13 protein-coding genes, 8 tRNA genes and 1 rRNA gene (1 of these 22 running past the window's edge) are annotated in these 15,376 nt (G+C 48.6%); all 22 read left to right on the top strand.

Annotated elements, in window-relative coordinates; genetic code table 11:
* Window positions 1-1,587: ribosomal RNA gene (locus NSQ57_RS00770) — 23S ribosomal RNA — on the top strand (it extends 1,342 nt beyond the left edge of the window).
* A gap of 129 nt (window positions 1,588-1,716) precedes the next feature.
* A tRNA-Ser gene (locus tag NSQ57_RS00775) sits at window positions 1,717-1,808 on the top strand.
* A gap of 31 nt (window positions 1,809-1,839) precedes the next feature.
* Window positions 1,840-1,916, top strand: a tRNA-Met gene (locus NSQ57_RS00780).
* Window positions 1,917-1,926: 10 nt separating this feature from the next.
* Window positions 1,927-2,002: transfer RNA gene (locus NSQ57_RS00785), tRNA-Val, on the top strand.
* Window positions 2,003-2,006: 4 nt separating this feature from the next.
* Window positions 2,007-2,082, top strand: a tRNA-Thr gene (locus tag NSQ57_RS00790).
* A 23-nt stretch (window positions 2,083-2,105) separates the two neighbouring features.
* A tRNA-Asp gene (locus NSQ57_RS00795) sits at window positions 2,106-2,182 on the top strand.
* A gap of 78 nt (window positions 2,183-2,260) precedes the next feature.
* Window positions 2,261-2,333: transfer RNA gene (locus tag NSQ57_RS00800), tRNA-Phe, on the top strand.
* Window positions 2,334-2,342: 9 nt separating this feature from the next.
* Window positions 2,343-2,428, top strand: a tRNA-Tyr gene (locus NSQ57_RS00805).
* A gap of 7 nt (window positions 2,429-2,435) precedes the next feature.
* Window positions 2,436-2,508, top strand: a tRNA-Lys gene (locus NSQ57_RS00810).
* 160 nt (window positions 2,509-2,668) lie between these two features.
* On the top strand, window positions 2,669-3,811 hold the full coding sequence (locus NSQ57_RS00815; RefSeq protein ID WP_165149384.1) for a helix-turn-helix domain-containing protein: 1,143 nt from the start codon (window positions 2,669-2,671) through the stop codon (window positions 3,809-3,811).
* 103 nt (window positions 3,812-3,914) lie between these two features.
* Window positions 3,915-5,039 (top strand): sn-glycerol-3-phosphate ABC transporter ATP-binding protein UgpC, encoded by a 1,125-nt coding sequence (gene ugpC, locus NSQ57_RS00820; protein ID WP_029519022.1) that lies wholly within the window; start codon window positions 3,915-3,917, stop codon window positions 5,037-5,039.
* A gap of 337 nt (window positions 5,040-5,376) precedes the next feature.
* Complete coding sequence (hprK, locus tag NSQ57_RS00825; RefSeq protein WP_029519020.1) at window positions 5,377-6,315, top strand: HPr(Ser) kinase/phosphatase; 939 nt, start codon at window positions 5,377-5,379, stop codon at window positions 6,313-6,315.
* Between the two features lie 43 nt (window positions 6,316-6,358).
* Window positions 6,359-7,414 carry a prolipoprotein diacylglyceryl transferase gene (gene lgt, locus NSQ57_RS00830; protein WP_318628126.1) on the top strand — a complete coding sequence of 352 codons (1,056 nt, stop codon included), beginning with the start codon at window positions 6,359-6,361 and terminating at the stop codon, window positions 7,412-7,414.
* Window positions 7,411-8,064: a pyrophosphatase PpaX gene (gene ppaX, locus NSQ57_RS00835; protein ID WP_029519017.1), complete on the top strand. Its 654-nt coding sequence runs from the start codon at window positions 7,411-7,413 to the stop codon at window positions 8,062-8,064. Before lgt ends, ppaX begins: the two co-directional genes overlap by 4 nt.
* Entirely contained in the window at window positions 8,061-8,555 is a 495-nt protein-coding gene (locus NSQ57_RS00840) for an acyltransferase (protein ID WP_029519016.1), read from the top strand. The genes ppaX and NSQ57_RS00840 overlap by 4 nt, the downstream gene beginning before the upstream one ends.
* A 147-nt stretch (window positions 8,556-8,702) precedes the next feature.
* Window positions 8,703-9,854: an acyltransferase gene (locus NSQ57_RS00845; protein WP_342425500.1), complete on the top strand. Its 1,152-nt coding sequence runs from the start codon at window positions 8,703-8,705 to the stop codon at window positions 9,852-9,854.
* A 232-nt stretch (window positions 9,855-10,086) separates the two neighbouring features.
* Window positions 10,087-11,334 (top strand): ATP phosphoribosyltransferase regulatory subunit, encoded by a 1,248-nt coding sequence (locus tag NSQ57_RS00850; RefSeq protein ID WP_069012130.1) that lies wholly within the window; start codon window positions 10,087-10,089, stop codon window positions 11,332-11,334.
* Window positions 11,288-11,932: an ATP phosphoribosyltransferase gene (gene hisG / locus NSQ57_RS00855; RefSeq protein WP_029519011.1), complete on the top strand. Its 645-nt coding sequence runs from the start codon at window positions 11,288-11,290 to the stop codon at window positions 11,930-11,932. Before NSQ57_RS00850 ends, hisG begins: the two co-directional genes overlap by 47 nt.
* A gap of 69 nt (window positions 11,933-12,001) precedes the next feature.
* A complete protein-coding gene (gene hisD, locus NSQ57_RS00860) occupies window positions 12,002-13,315 on the top strand; it encodes a histidinol dehydrogenase (protein WP_340931159.1) in 1,314 nt (437 codons plus the stop codon).
* Entirely contained in the window at window positions 13,299-13,907 is a 609-nt protein-coding gene (gene hisB / locus NSQ57_RS00865) for an imidazoleglycerol-phosphate dehydratase HisB (protein WP_029519009.1), read from the top strand. Before hisD ends, hisB begins: the two co-directional genes overlap by 17 nt.
* A gap of 3 nt (window positions 13,908-13,910) precedes the next feature.
* On the top strand, window positions 13,911-14,540 hold the full coding sequence (gene hisH, locus NSQ57_RS00870; protein ID WP_340931160.1) for an imidazole glycerol phosphate synthase subunit HisH: 630 nt from the start codon (window positions 13,911-13,913) through the stop codon (window positions 14,538-14,540).
* Window positions 14,541-14,635: 95 nt separating this feature from the next.
* On the top strand, window positions 14,636-15,367 hold the full coding sequence (gene hisA / locus NSQ57_RS00875; RefSeq protein ID WP_029519006.1) for a 1-(5-phosphoribosyl)-5-[(5-phosphoribosylamino)methylideneamino]imidazole-4-carboxamide isomerase: 732 nt from the start codon (window positions 14,636-14,638) through the stop codon (window positions 15,365-15,367).
* The last annotated feature ends 9 nt before the right edge of the window (window positions 15,368-15,376 follow it).

A 15,376-nucleotide genomic window follows, 5' to 3' on the forward strand; every position in this document is an offset into this window, starting at 1 on the left:
GAAAGCCTAAGGGTTCCTGAGGAAGGTTCGTCCGCTCAGGGTAAGTCGGGACCTAAGGCGAGGCCGATAGGCGTAGTCGAAGGACAACAGGTCGAAATTCCTGTACCACCGTAATCCGTTATGAGCGATGGGGTGACGCAGTAGGGTAGTGACGCGGACTGATGGATGTCCGTCTAAGCAGTGAGGCTGATGTGTAGGCAAATCCGCACATCGTTAAGGCTGGGCTGTGATGGGGAGCGAAAATTATAGTAGCGAAGGTCATGATCTCAGACTGCCAAGAAAAGCCTCTAGCCAGGAGAAGGTGCCCGTACCGCAAACCGACACAGGTAGGCGAGAAGAGAATTCTAAGGCGCGCGGAAGAACTCTCGTTAAGGAACTCGGCAAAATGACCCCGTAACTTCGGGAGAAGGGGTGCCTCGGTAGGGTGAATAGCCCGAGGGGGCCGCAGTGAAAAGGCCCAAGCGACTGTTTAGCAAAAACACAGGTCTGTGCGAAGCCGCAAGGCGAAGTATACGGGCTGACGCCTGCCCGGTGCTGGAAGGTTAAGGGGAGTGGTAAGCCCTTCGGGGCGAAGCTATGAACCGAAGCCCCAGTAAACGGCGGCCGTAACTATAACGGTCCTAAGGTAGCGAAATTCCTTGTCAGGTAAATTCTGACCCGCACGAATGGCGTAACGACTTGGGCGCTGTCTCAACGAGAGATCCGGTGAAATTTTAATACCTGTGAAGATGCAGGTTACCCGCGACAAGACGGAAAGACCCCATGGAGCTTTACTGCAGCTTGATATTGAATTTGGGTACGATCTGTACAGGATAGGTGGGAGCCGTCGAACTTTGAGCGCCAGCTTGAAGGGAGGCATCCTTGGGATACCACCCTGATCGTATCTAGGTTCTAACTTGGTACCGTAAACCGGTGCGAGGACAGTGTCAGGTGGGCAGTTTGACTGGGGCGGTCGCCTCCTAAAGAGTAACGGAGGCGCCCCAAGGTTCCCTCAGAATGGTTGGAAATCATTCGAAGAGTGCAAAGGCAGAAGGGAGCTTGACTGCGAGACCTACAAGTCGAGCAGGGACGAAAGTCGGGCTTAGTGATCCGGTGGTACCGCATGGAAGGGCCATCGCTCAACGGATAAAAGCTACCCTGGGGATAACAGGCTTATCTCCCCCAAGAGTCCACATCGACGGGGAGGTTTGGCACCTCGATGTCGGCTCATCGCATCCTGGGGCTGAAGTAGGTCCCAAGGGTTGGGCTGTTCGCCCATTAAAGCGGTACGCGAGCTGGGTTCAGAACGTCGTGAGACAGTTCGGTCCCTATCTGTCGTGGGCGTAGGAAATTTGAGAGGAGCTGTCCTTAGTACGAGAGGACCGGGATGGACGTACCGCTGGTGTACCAGTTGTTCCGCCAGGAGCACCGCTGGGTAGCTATGTACGGAAGGGATAAGCGCTGAAAGCATCTAAGCGTGAAGCCCCCCTCAAGATGAGATTTCCCAGTATGTAAGACCCCTTGAAGACGACGAGGTAGATAGGTTGGGGGTGGAAGTGCAGTAATGCATGGAGCTGACCAATACTAATCGGTCGAGGGCTTATCCTAAGATAAAACGCAAATGAGTTTCGGATCCAGTTTTCAGGGTGTAACCTTGAAATTGCGCTTGATATTCCAAATCACTTTGTTGAGATACAGAATAACTTGCGGAGTTTTGCTAAGTGAGTCCATTTATATGGAGAGATACCCAAGTGGCTATAAGGGGACCCTCTGCTAAGGGGTTAGACTGCGAAAGTGGTGCGAGGGTTCGAATCCCTCTCTCTCCGCCATTTAGGACAAGCTAGCGAAATATTATGTTATGGCGGTGTAGCTCAGCTGGCTAGAGCGTACGGTTCATACCCGTGAGGTCGGGGGTTCGATCCCCTCCGCCGCTACCATACATACCCAGGAGGCTTAGCTCAGCTGGGAGAGCATCTGCCTTACAAGCAGAGGGTCGGGGGTTCGATCCCCTCAGCCTCCACCATTGTGCCGGTGTAGCTCAACTGGTAGAGCAACTGACTTGTAATCAGTAGGTTGGGGGTTCAAGTCCTCTCGCCGGCACCATTTTTGAATTTTGAAAAATCCAGGGAACTGTGGTGTAGAGGCCTAACATGCCTGCCTGTCACGCAGGAGATCGCGGGTTCGAATCCCGTCAGTTCCGCCATTTTTCAATTCAATAGTTTTACCGTACTAAAGTGGGAAGGGGTATCCCTCCGCACTTTATTTTTTTGTTAATGGATATGGCTCGGTAGCTCAGTCGGTAGAGCAGAGGACTGAAAATCCTCGTGTCGGCGGTTCGATTCCGTCCCGAGCCACCTTTATATGGAGGATTAGCGAAGTGGCCAAACGCATCAGACTGTAAATCTGCTCCCTTACGGGTTCGGTGGTTCGAATCCATCATCCTCCACCAGTTTTACGAGCCATTAGCTCAGTTGGTAGAGCACCTGACTTTTAATCAGGGTGTCGAAGGTTCGAGTCCTTCATGGCTCATCAGAAGTCATCAACTATAGGTTGATGGCTTTTTTTGTATTGTTTTAAGTTATGTTTTTATATAGCCTTTTTATTTTACGGTATCGACAGGTTATAATGAGTTCATTATGTTCGCTTAGTGCTTATTCTATATTCTAAAAAAAAGTGAAGTGGTGATCGCGTGACTCTGGATACAGAATGGATTCAGCAACAGCTTCAGAATATTATTCAAGCGCCTTTTACCATAGTGCCTTGGTGCCCGGAAATGATGGCAGAGGGAGAGACAGCCGATTCAGTTATTCCGGATAGATCGTTTGTCCGTGACAACAAGTTATATTTTCCATTTCGTGCGTCGGCAGGTGAACTGGCTGCATTTGTGGTAGAGGCCAGATATTTGACGGATCGAGAACGGAAACTGGTAGAAGCGCTATTGGGGAACATGGAGCAGGTCTGGCAGAACGGTCCACAATTGTCGGATAACCCGGTTTATAGCGAGGAAGAGCGCATGAATCGTTATGGACAATGGCTTATACAGCAGGCTGCCAATCTAAACAAGGAAGAAGAGGTTCCAGATGAATTGCAGCTTCGTGATTCGCTATCAGCGTGTATGGTTCCGATTTTACTGAATGGCGAGGGAACACAGGAGGGGGCTATTACTTATACCCAGCTCCATCGATTGTTCGCGAGCTATTTTGGAGGGGATGTGCTGCTTACTCCATTGGACAAACAGTCTTGGCTGATTATGGCTAAAAAGGAGCTTTTATTAGGAGCGGACGATGAACGGGATAAAGACACTGAGTCCAGGGATGCAGATTTTACGGAATCGTTGGAGGAGGTTCTCACGGCTTTTAGCTTGGGTCTATATGAGCTTATTGCGAATGAGTGGGTGGGTGTATTCCATTTGGCGGTTTCTAAGCCTTCAATCCCTTTGCAAAGTCTTCCCCAAGAGCTGAATTTGTTATGGGAGACCATACATTTGGGCAAGATTTTTCATGTAACAGAGCACATCCACTTTTCATGGGAGCTTCATTTGGAAAGGCTGTTAAACCGCATTTCCAAGGAACAACGCGTATTATTTTTAGAGCAGGTAATGAAGTCATCTGTCATACTGGAAGACTCAGAAACGATGGCCACATTAGACATCTTTTTTCAACTGGATTGTAATGTGAGTGAGACAGCTAAGCGTCTATATGTGCATCGAAATACGTTAATTTACCGTTTGGACAAGATCAAACAGGAGACTGGATTGGACGTGCGGACGTTTAATGATGCGGTTTTAGTCAAGCTCTATCTTCTATTGTACAAAGTGACAAAAAGGAAATAGCATTTTTGTGCAGTTTGCGAATAGCCATGCTACGGGGACTAGGATAAGATACAAGTAAGAAATGTATTCGATTTCATAACTTGATCTTAGGGAGGCAAAAGCTATGGCTGGTGTACGTTTAGAGCATATTTTCAAAAAATATCCGGGTGCAGATAAAGCTACGGTTGTTGATGTCAATTTGGACATTCAAGATAAAGAGTTTCTCGTGTTGGTTGGTCCTTCCGGTTGTGGTAAATCTACTACGCTCCGTATGATCGCTGGTCTAGAGGAAATTTCAGACGGTAAATTGTACATTGGAGATCGTGTTGTGAACGACGTGGCTCCAAAGGACCGCGATATCGCGATGGTATTCCAATCCTATGCCTTGTATCCGCATATGAATGTATATCAAAACATGGCTTTTGGTCTGAAACTCCGTAAGGTGAAGAAAGAAGAAATTGACAAACGTGTACGTGAAGCGGCTAAAATCCTTGATATTGAGCATCTGCTGGACCGCAAGCCGAAAGCGTTATCAGGTGGTCAACGCCAGCGTGTTGCCTTGGGACGTGCGATTGTGCGTGACCCGCAAGTGTTCTTGATGGATGAGCCACTGTCCAACTTGGATGCCAAGCTGCGTGGTCAGATGCGTGCGGAAATCACGAAGCTGGCTAAGCGTCTGGAAACGACTGTTATCTACGTAACCCATGACCAGGTCGAAGCCATGACGATGGGTGACCGGATTGTAGTTATGAAGGATGGTATTATCCAACAAGCTGCATCCCCAGATGAACTGTACAACCGTCCAGTGAATCTGTTCGTAGCTGGTTTTATCGGCTCTCCTACGATGAACTTTATCACAGGTAAGCTGGTTGAAAAAGAAGGTGCATTGCATTTTGCTGCGCCGGGTCTGGATCTGTTTGTACCAGAAGGTAAAGGACAGATTTTAAAAGCGAAGGGCTATATCGGGAAAGAAGTGATCTTGGGTATCCGTCCTGAGGATATTCATGAAGAGCCTGTATTCTTGGAGGCTTCTCCGAATACGATCTTTACATCCACTGTGGATGTAACGGAAAACCTCGGTCATGAAATGCTGTTGTACCTGAGCGGTGCTGGAAATGATACGATTATTGCCCGTGTAGACGGACGCTCCAATACTCGTGATGGTGTCAAAGCGAAGTTGGCTGTTGATATGAACAAGGTTCATATTTTTGATAAGGAATCGGAATTGAGTGTTCTGGTTGGCGAATAAAATTTGCCTCTGGAAGAGAGTCGCAGTTTTCCCCGAGCGGAGAACTGCGACTCTTTTTATATATCGCATACGGCTACTAGCTTCGGCATTGCATTCATTGGAAAATTCCGATACGATGGGTACAATGGACAGGTCTAGATGTAGGTTCGTTGGCAGGAGTCCTAGATGGGATCAACCCAGCTGGCGGAATGGAGCTAGCCTGGAACCATATGTTAAATCAAGTGGAGTGTGCATTGGCGCAGGATAGACTGGCGTTGGGTTGTATGGTTAATAGGGTAAAGCTACATAAATCAAGTGACGTATAGAATCTGGTTTTGCAGATGAAGGGGAGAATAAAATGGCTAAACAGGTAAAGGTATCCGAGCTTGTACAGCAGTTTCAAATGGAAGTTATTTCCGGTGAAAAAGGTCTGCGAAGACTGATCACAGTGGACGATTTAAATCGCCCAGGTCTGGAGATGGCCGGGTATTTTGAATATCATACACAAGAGCGGGTACAGCTTCTGGGAAGGTCTGAGTTGGCTTTTCTGGGAATGCTTCCTCCTGAGGAACGCCGGGATCGGATGGAGCGTCTGTGTACAGAGCTGACTCCATGCATTATCGTCACACGTGGTCTAGAGGTACCGGCTGAGTTAGTGGAGGCGAGCGCAGAGCGAGATATTCCTGTACTGCGCACTAATATGGCGACGACGATTTTATCAAGCCGCATCACAGGCTTTCTCGAAAGAAAGCTGGCTCCTACAGCAACTATTCATGGTGTACTGTGTGACGTGTATGGCGTGGGAATGCTTATCACAGGAAGTAGTGGAATTGGTAAAAGTGAAACGGCACTGGAACTGGTTAAACGTGGACATCGCTTGGTAGCAGATGACGCGGTAGAAATTCGGCAAACGTCCGATTTTCAGCTGCATGGTACAGCACCTGAGCTGATCCGTCACCTGTTGGAAATTCGTGGCGTGGGCATTATTAATGTGATGACGCTGTTTGGGGCCGGTGCAGTTCGTAATAACAAACGGATTACATTGGTTGTTCGTCTGGAGGCATGGCAGCAGGACAAGCAGTATGACCGTCTTGGTCTTGATGAGGAAACGACACGCATTATTGATACAGATGTTCCACTGGTTACGATTCCAGTTCGTCCGGGCCGAAACTTGGCTGTTATTATCGAGGTGGCGGCGATGAACTATCGTTTGAAACAAATGGGTGTTAATGCAGCCCTGCAATTTACAAACAAGCTGACTGCTACAATTTCTGAAGATATGGAAGAGATGGATTAAGGTTTGTTCGTTTGCAAGGAAGAACGAGGAGTGAGAGAAACATATGTCAACGGCAACATTACTGCTGAATCCGATCGCTTTTTCAATCGGGGCAATCAAGGTCCACTGGTATGGGCTTATTTTGGGGCTGGCGGCGCTTGTGGGTTTATATCTTGCCATCCGTGAAGGAAAAAGATTCGGTATTCCGCAGGACTTTTTTATGGATATGCTGCTTCTGGGTGTTCCCTCAGCTATTATTGGAGCGCGTATTTATTATGTAGCCTTCAAATGGGAAGACTACCGAGATAATCTATGGGATGTTTTTAAAATTTGGAATGGCGGTATTGCGATATACGGTGCCTTGATCGGGGCCATTATATGTGCGGTCATTTATTTCCGGTATAAAGGGTATAACTTCTGGCGTATCGCTGATATTTGTGCACCAGGCCTACTGATCGGTCAAGCGATTGGACGCTGGGGTAATTTTGTCAATCAGGAAGCCTACGGTGGACCGACGGAAGAGACATTCTTGCGAAATCAGCTCCATCTGCCGGATTTCATTGTGAATCAGATGAACGTTAACGGGGTGTTCCATCACCCTACATTTTTATATGAATCACTGTGGAGTATTGTAGGTGTGATTTTGCTGCTCGTCATTCGTCGTATGAAATTTGTGCGTGCAGGCGAAATGTTTGCATTTTACTTCATTTGGTACTCAATTGGCCGTTTCTTCATCGAGCGTGTACGGACGGACAGTTTGGCTTTTCAGGGACCGGATTGGCTGGCTTCCTTTGTGAATGCTTTGTGGTCTCCTATGGTATGGCTAGGGTTTGAACCAGGGCATCTGGACCCGAGTTACGGTAATGTACGGATCTCGCAATTGCTGCCTATCTTTATTGTTGTAGCTGCCGTGATTTTCATTTTGGTTCGTCGCCGGAAGGGTACATCTGTTGCTCGATATAGCGATCCGATTATCTCCAGCAAAGCGGGGATTGATCAGGTACCTGACGTGATGCCAGAGCAGGTATCCCGTCCAGGACAGGACGCGGTTCCTCCAACAGCTACGGCGGATAAGCTACCTAAGGAAGACACGGACGAGGACAAGAAGGAGCATCTATGATAAATACGATTTTGTTTGATTTAGACGGCACCATCATGGATACGAATGAGCTGATCATCAGCACATTTCTACACATTTTGAATCATCCGGATGCTGATCCGCTGACGCGGGAGCATATTATTCCTCATATGGGTGGAACGCTGGACGATCAACTCCGTACTTTTTCGGGATTAACGGATGTATCTAGGTTGGTTAAGGACTACCGTGCTTATAATCAGATTCATCATGACCAAATGGTGAAGCCATTTCCATATGTCATTGAGGTCATTCAGGAGTTGCGTGCGAGAGGGATTAAGCTGGGGGTTGTGACAACCAAAATACGACCATCCACGATACGTGTACTTAATCTGTTCAATCTGACTTCCTCAATGGACTATATTGTAACGGTAGACGATGTGGAACATCCAAAGCCACACGCTGAACCAGTGCTCAAGGCCTTGACAGGTTTGAATGCTGAAGCAAAGCATACATTGATGGTCGGAGACAGTTCTTTTGATATTTTGTCAGCTCAGGCAGCAGGTGTGAAATCGGCTGGTGTAGCTTGGTCGCTCAAGGGCGAGGAAACTCTGCGCGGATATGGGCCTGACTACATGTTGCATGATATGCGGGATTTGCTGAAGCTGGAGCTTCAAGGTGTCAATGTATCGTGAGAAGGGTGAACCGCTATCCTGTAGAAGGTCCCAATGCGTTGTGGCAGATTTATCGGACGGTGAGCCGCTGGAAAGGCATTAAGAACTTTATTTTTATACAGATTGCCCGGTATTGTCCTGTGCTTTCTCTGAAAAACGTCATTTACCGCAGAGTGCTGGGGATGAAGGTGGGGCAACATGCGGCCTTCGGCCTGATGGTGATGGTGGATGTTTTTTTTCCGGAGCATATTACGATAGGGAACAATTCGGTCATTGGATATAACACAACGATACTGGCTCACGAATACCTCATACAAGAGTATCGTATCGGTAAAGTGGTGATTGGTGATCATGTGCTGATCGGCGCCAACACAACCATTTTGCCGGGTGTCACCATCGGTGACGGAGCTATCGTAGCAGCCGGAGCGGTCGTGCATAAAGACGTGCCCGCAGGTGCATTTGTAGGTGGCAATCCGTTGCGTGATTTAAGACGCTCTGGTGTGGATGAGTAGGAAATAGCACAATAAGGAAGACCCCTTATGTATTAAGGGGTCTTCCTTATTGTTGTTTTTCTGTATAATAAGTGGGGTAATGCATGTTAATTATGTTTAAAAATTGATAACAGACATATTTGCAAAGCGATATGGGAGCGTGTTGATTTGGTCAAAAAAGAACGTATACCAGAGCTTGATGTTTACCGGGGAATATTAATTGCAGCCGTTGTTACCATTCATGCGACTTCAATGGCTTTAATTGATGCGCGCCATTCTCTATTGTTTTACCCTTTTCTATTTTTAAATATGTTTAGTAGCTTTGCGGTGCCAGTATTTATTTTTGTGAGCGGGTTTGTTTTATTTTACAATTATGTCGATAGGCCGCTTCGTGGTAAGAATATGCTTATATTCTTCCGAAAAAGACTGATGTTTATTGTGTTGCCGTACGTTTTGTTTTCTCTTGTGTATTATTTGACCTTGGTAACACGCGGGTTGATGCCGCTCAGTGATCTTCCGCTCGTGCTGTTAACGGGAAAGGCGTACACGCATTTGTATTATGTCATCATCATCATCCAATTTTATTTGGTCTTCCCACTGTTGTTGTGGGGAGTGCAGCGCTTATATCATTGGATATCGAGTCCACGGAGAGCAGCCTGTATCATTTTGGCAGTAGGGTTAGTCATTCAATGGGGGTTTGTATTGCTGAACAAATATGTTTGGCAAGAGGAAAGAGGAAGTCTCGCGATTACGTATATCAGTTATTTTGCCTTGGGCGCAGCTGTAGCGATTGGATATGAAGGGTTTAAAAAGTGGCTTTTTCCGGTGTCAGGTACAGTAATTAGACGCGGACAGTTGATCAGTTGGTGGGGCTTGTGGGTGGCTTGGCTACTCCTGGGTATAGCATATGTACAAATATGGTTTGTAGCATATCGCGAAGCCATCTATGCAGACTCGCTGATCTATGAACTGCTCCATAATGCATATGCCCTCGTCTCAGCGCTGGTGCTGTTTCAGTTCTCGGTTTTATTATATCGTCATGCTAACGATAGGCTGCGAATGTTAATCAGCTGGCTGGGCTCATGCTCATTCGGCATTTATTTACTTCACCCGGCGTTATTGAGAGTATATCGCAAGCTGGATTTGCACGGAACGCCAGTAGAATATATCTTCTCTGTTACGGGTGGATGGTTGTTGGCGTTGTTTGGCTCATGGTTGATTGTGACGTTGTGTTTTCGATATGTACCATTTGCATGGATCGGTTTGGGCACGGTTCCGAAGTTTCCTTCCCGGAGTAAAGATGAACAAATGAATAGCTAAATATTTTGATTGTATTGGACTGTTGGCTTAGGGCTGGCAGTCTTTTTTTTAGGATTCGTGTATTTTGCATTGGATAAAATATAGAAAGGGGCAGCGGCTTGGCGAATCTGTAAAAAAGGGCTGCTCCGTTCGGTTGACGTTCACAAGTAGAGCATGATAATATATCGAATATACTTTAGTTTGTTAGCACTTTACCATGATAAAGATATTGTGAAATCATGAGGTGATAGAGATGTCTAAGCCAAAAGGATTCGAAATCCCTGTAGGGGTTCGAGATTATCTTCCACGTGCAGTGTCGAAGCTGCGGGCCATTGAACTGAATGTACTCGAATGCATGGAGCGCTGGGGTTACCGCCAGATTATGACGCCTACGATGGAATACTACGATACGGTGGGAGTGGCTAGTTCTACTTCCGATCGAAAGCTGTTTAAATTACTCAATAACCGGGGAACCACGTTGGTGCTGCGATCGGATATGACCGCTCCCATTGCGCGGGTGGTATCTTCGCTGCTAAAGGAAGAGGAAGTACCACTCCGACTTTCCTACCACGCAAATGTATTTCGGGCGATTGAGGAAGAGGCAGGAAGAGAAGCGGAGTTTTTTCAGACAGGTGTGGAGCTGGTAGGTGATGATTCGCCTGAGGCTGATGCAGAAGTTGTAGCATTGGCTATTGCATCATTACAGGCGGCAGGAGTGGCCTCTTTTAAAATTGCCATGGGACATGTGGGATTTCTGAACGGCTTATTTGAGGAAATCATTCCAGGCCGTCAGGCTGAACAACAAGCGCTAAAGGAACTGTTGCTCAGTCGTGATGTAGTGGGCTACCGAACAGCGATTGAAGCTTTGGGCTTGGCTCCCGAACATCGGGATAAGCTGGAAGCTATTCTTCGGTTGCGCGGTGGAAAAGAAATTTGTGACCAGGCTACCCGTCTTAGTGTGGAGCAGCAGACGATTCGATCCATTGCACATTTGTGCGAGGTGTGGGAAGTACTGGAGGCATACGGCGTATCTGAGCATGTGTTAATCGACCTTACCATGATCGGGGATTTTTCATATTATACAGGAATGACTTTTGAGGGCTATGCGGCGGAGATTGGGTTCCCGGTATGCAACGGGGGTCGCTATGACAATCTGCTTCAGCAGTTTGGTCGATCCGTACCTGCAACGGGATTTGCATTGAAGACAAACCGGATCGTCGATGGTGTGGATGGTATCCAAATGGAGACGAAGCTTCCTGTACTTATCCGTTATGACGAACAGGGACGCCAAGAGGCGTTATCTGCAGCGGCACAGCTACGCGCAACAGGTCTTACTGTAGTAACAGGGCTCACGGGCGGACCGGAAGATCGACGTCGTGAGCAGCAGGGGCTGTACGCAGAGGTATACAGCTATACAGCCGAAGGAAGAGAGCCAGTACAAGGGGGGAACTGCCATGACAGAAACATTGAAAGTAGCCATGCCCAAGGGAAGGATTTATAAGCAGGCTTCCGAGCTGTTTCGCCAGGCGGGGGTTCCAATTCCACTGGATGTGGACGAAACGCGCAAGCTGGTCATTCCACTGCCTGAGCTAGGCATGGAATTTATTATGGCGAAGCCCGTCGATGTTCCTACGTATGTGGAGTACGGGGCGGCGGACATCGGCATTGTGGGCAAGGATGTTTTGCTGGAAGAAAACAAGGATGTGTATGAACTGCTGGATCTGGGGATTGCCCGTTGTCGGATGTCAGTGATTGCTTTACCAGATTGGCAGCCAGGTATTCGTCAGCGGGTCGCTACAAAGTATCCGAATGTGGCTTCCCAGTATTTTCGGGAGCAAGGCCAGCAGGTGGAGGTTATTAAGCTGAATGGCTCCATTGAGCTGGCGCCGTTAATTGGTCTGGCAGACCGCATTGTTGATATGGTAGAGACGGGGCAGACCTTGCGGGAGAATGGATTGGTCGAGCAGATCAGCATACTGGATATTACCAGTCGTCTGATTGCCAATCGGGTCAGCTACCGGATGAAAAACAGCTCGATTCAGGCATTGTGTGATCGATTGCATCAGGTGATTCCCAATGCGGTGGCACCTCGGGAGTAAATCAACTAAAGGAATAAGCCAAGGGTTAAAGGAGCATTCTGCAAGCTGCAAGTAAGGGGGAATGGACAAATGAAGATTGTATCAGCCCGTGATTTCAGTCTCCAACGGGAGGTGGATTACGGCACACCTGAGCAAAATGAGGCTGTGCGTACCATTATTCAGTCGGTACGCCAAGAGGGGGATGAGGCTGTCCTGCGGTATACGCAATCGTTTGATGGTGTATCGCTGATCGCAGAGCAACTTCGTGTGACGGAGGAAGAATTGAAGGCGGCATATGACAAGGTAGAGCCTTCTTTTTTACAGGCGATTCGAGAAGCGGCGGATAATATCCGTGCTTTTCACATGAAGCAAAAACGTAATTCTTGGATGGATTTACAGCCAGACGGTAGCTTGCTCGGCCAAATTATCCGACCGTTGAAACGTGTAGGCGTGTATGTTCCGGGTGGTAAAGCAGCCTATCCGTCCTCGGTGCTGATGAATGTCATTCCCGCTCAGGTGGCTGGTGTACCGGAGATTGTCATGGTGACCCCCCCGGCGACAGGCGGCAAGGCAGGGATAGATCCATATACACTGGTAGCTGCGGCAGAGGCTGGTGTAACGGAAATATATAGGGTTGGCGGAGCGCAGGCGATTGCTTCTCTCGCTTACGGAACACATAGCATTGAACCAGTCGATAAAATTTGCGGTCCCGGTAACATTTATGTAGCGCTGGCGAAGCGCGAGGTGTACGGCGCGGTGGATATCGACAGTATAGCGGGACCAAGTGAAATTGTCGTGTTGGCTGACGACACGGCGAATGCCTCATATGTAGCGGCTGACCTGCTTTCACAGGCGGAACATGACGAGATGGCCTCAGCCATACTGGTTACGCCCTCGCAACGCTTGGCCGAAGAAGTATCAGCTGAAGTACAGTGCCAATTGGCAGAGCTACCGCGTAGAGATATTGCTGCTGCATCGGTGGAGGCATACGGGGCTATCATTGTCGTCGACACTTTGGAAGAGGGCATCCATATTGTAAACCGACTGGCACCAGAACATTTGGAAATTATGACAGAGCAGCCGATGGAGCATGTAGGTCTGATCGAAAACGCGGGAGCTATTTTCCTGGGAGCGTACAGCTCGGAGCCAGTAGGCGATTATTTTGCCGGACCTAACCACATTATTCCGACGAATGGAACGGCGCGTTTTTCCTCACCAGTGGATGTTGATGATTTTATCAAGAAGTCGAGTATGATCTATTACAGCAAAGAAGCGCTACTGCGCAATGGTGAGACGATTATGCAGCTTGCCCGCCATGAAGGACTGGAAGGTCACGCACGGGCGATACAAGTTCGATTGGACAATGAAAAGAAGGCGGTGGATGGCGATGGGGAACGAAAATAACGTAGCAGGACGTACAGGCAGCGTCAGCCGAAAGACGAACGAAACGGATATTCAGCTATCTTTTGCAGTAGACGGCACAGGGCAAGCTGAGATTGAAACGGATGTTCCTTTTCTGAATCACATGCTGGACTTGTTCACCAAGCACGGACACTTTGATCTGAATGTGCAGGCCAGAGGGGATGTTGATATCGACGATCATCATACCGTAGAGGATATTGGTATTTGTCTGGGACAGACCTTGCTGGAAGCATTGGGTGATAAAAAAGGAATTAAGCGCTATGCCAGCGTCTTTGTACCAATGGATGAGGCGCTCGCACAGGTTGTCATTGATCTGAGTAACCGACCTCATTTTGAGTATCGTGCGGAGTATCCATCACAGCAGGTAGGGAGCTTTTCGACAGAGCTGGTGCATGAATTTCTGTGGAAATTTGCGTTGGAGGCCCGCATGACGCTACACGTCATCGTTCACTACGGGCAAAATACCCACCATATGATTGAGGCCGTGTTCAAAGCGCTGGGACGTGCACTGGATGAAGCGACATCCATTGATCCACGGGTGACTGGAGTGCCTTCAACGAAGGGAGTGCTGTAGCCTATGTCCATTGCCATTGTGGATTACGGCAGAGGCAATCTGCATAGTGTGAGCAAGGCAGTTGAGCGTCTTGGCTATGAGGCTGTAGTAACGGGAGATGCCCAAGTGATTCGTTCCTCCAGCGGTGTGATTTTGCCGGGTGTAGGGGCATTCGGGGATGCTATGGAGCATTTACGTTCCAGCGGATTGGATCGGGTGATTCAGGAGGTTGCAAGCGCTGGACAACCACTGCTCGGTGTTTGTCTAGGAATGCAACTGATGTTCACTCGTGGTGAAGAATACGGCAGTCACGAAGGGCTTAATATTTTACCAGGTGAGGTCGTTCGGTTTGCTCCTGATCTGGGGGTTAAAGTGCCGCATATGGGCTGGAATCGTCTGCGTATGACTCAGCCGAACCACCCGTTGTTACAGGACTTGGAGGAAGGACATGTGTATTTTGTACATTCCTATCATGCGAAGCCGGAGGCCGAAAGTGACCTACTGGCGGTGACTGACTACGGTGGGCCCGTAACGGCTATCGTGGGCAGAGGCCATGTATATGGCATGCAGTTCCACCCGGAGAAAAGCGGGGAAATGGGGATGCGGTTGCTTCGACAGTTTTTGGAACTGGCGGAAGCGGAAAAGCGAGCGTAACGATTCATGTGTCTATAGTTGAGGGTACGCCAACTTTGGTCGTTGATGGATGTAAAGGCATATAGATGTTGAATAGCTCACAAGGGGGTCATACTTTGTTCACGATATACCCAGCGATTGATATTCGCGATGGCAAATGTGTACGACTGGTACAAGGAGATTATAGCCAGGAGACGATATACAACGAAAACCCAGTGGAGGTTGCCCAAGAATGGGAGCGTATGGGCGGCTCCTACATTCACTTGGTTGATTTGGACGGTGCTAAAGCAGGCCAACCGGTGAACGATGAGCTCATTGGGCGCATCGCTTCTGCGGTGCAAGTGCCTGTACAAGTGGGTGGCGGCTTGCGTACGCGTGAACATGTGGAGCGGCTGTTGTCGTTGGGCGTGAGCCGTGTGATCTTGGGTACGGCAGCGATTGAGGACCGTGCTTTTACGGAAGCGGTATTGGGTACCTACGGTGATCGGATCGCCATTGGTCTGGATGCACGGAATGGCTATGTGGCCACGCGCGGATGGCTTGAAACCTCGGAGGTTCGAGCGGACGAATTGGCTGCTGAGTTGGCCTCCAAGGGAGCGGAAACGTTCATTTTCACAGACATTTCCCGCGACGGAATGATGCAAGGCCCGAATGTCGAGGCGGTCGTAGCGCTTGCGAAAAGCAGTGGACGAACCGTGATCGCTTCCGGCGGTGTCAGTAAGATGGAAGATCTAATCACGCTGAGCACCTATGCGAAGGAGGGTGTAGGTGGTGCTATTGTGGGTAAAGCATTGTATACAGGGAGCATTGATTTACAGGTTGCCATACAAGCTGTAGCAAAGGCATAGGGGGAGTAG

Origin of the sequence: Paenibacillus sp. FSL L8-0502 (genome assembly GCF_038593055.1) — a bacterium.
GTDB classification, from domain to species: domain Bacteria; phylum Bacillota; class Bacilli; order Paenibacillales; family Paenibacillaceae; genus Paenibacillus; species Paenibacillus polymyxa_D.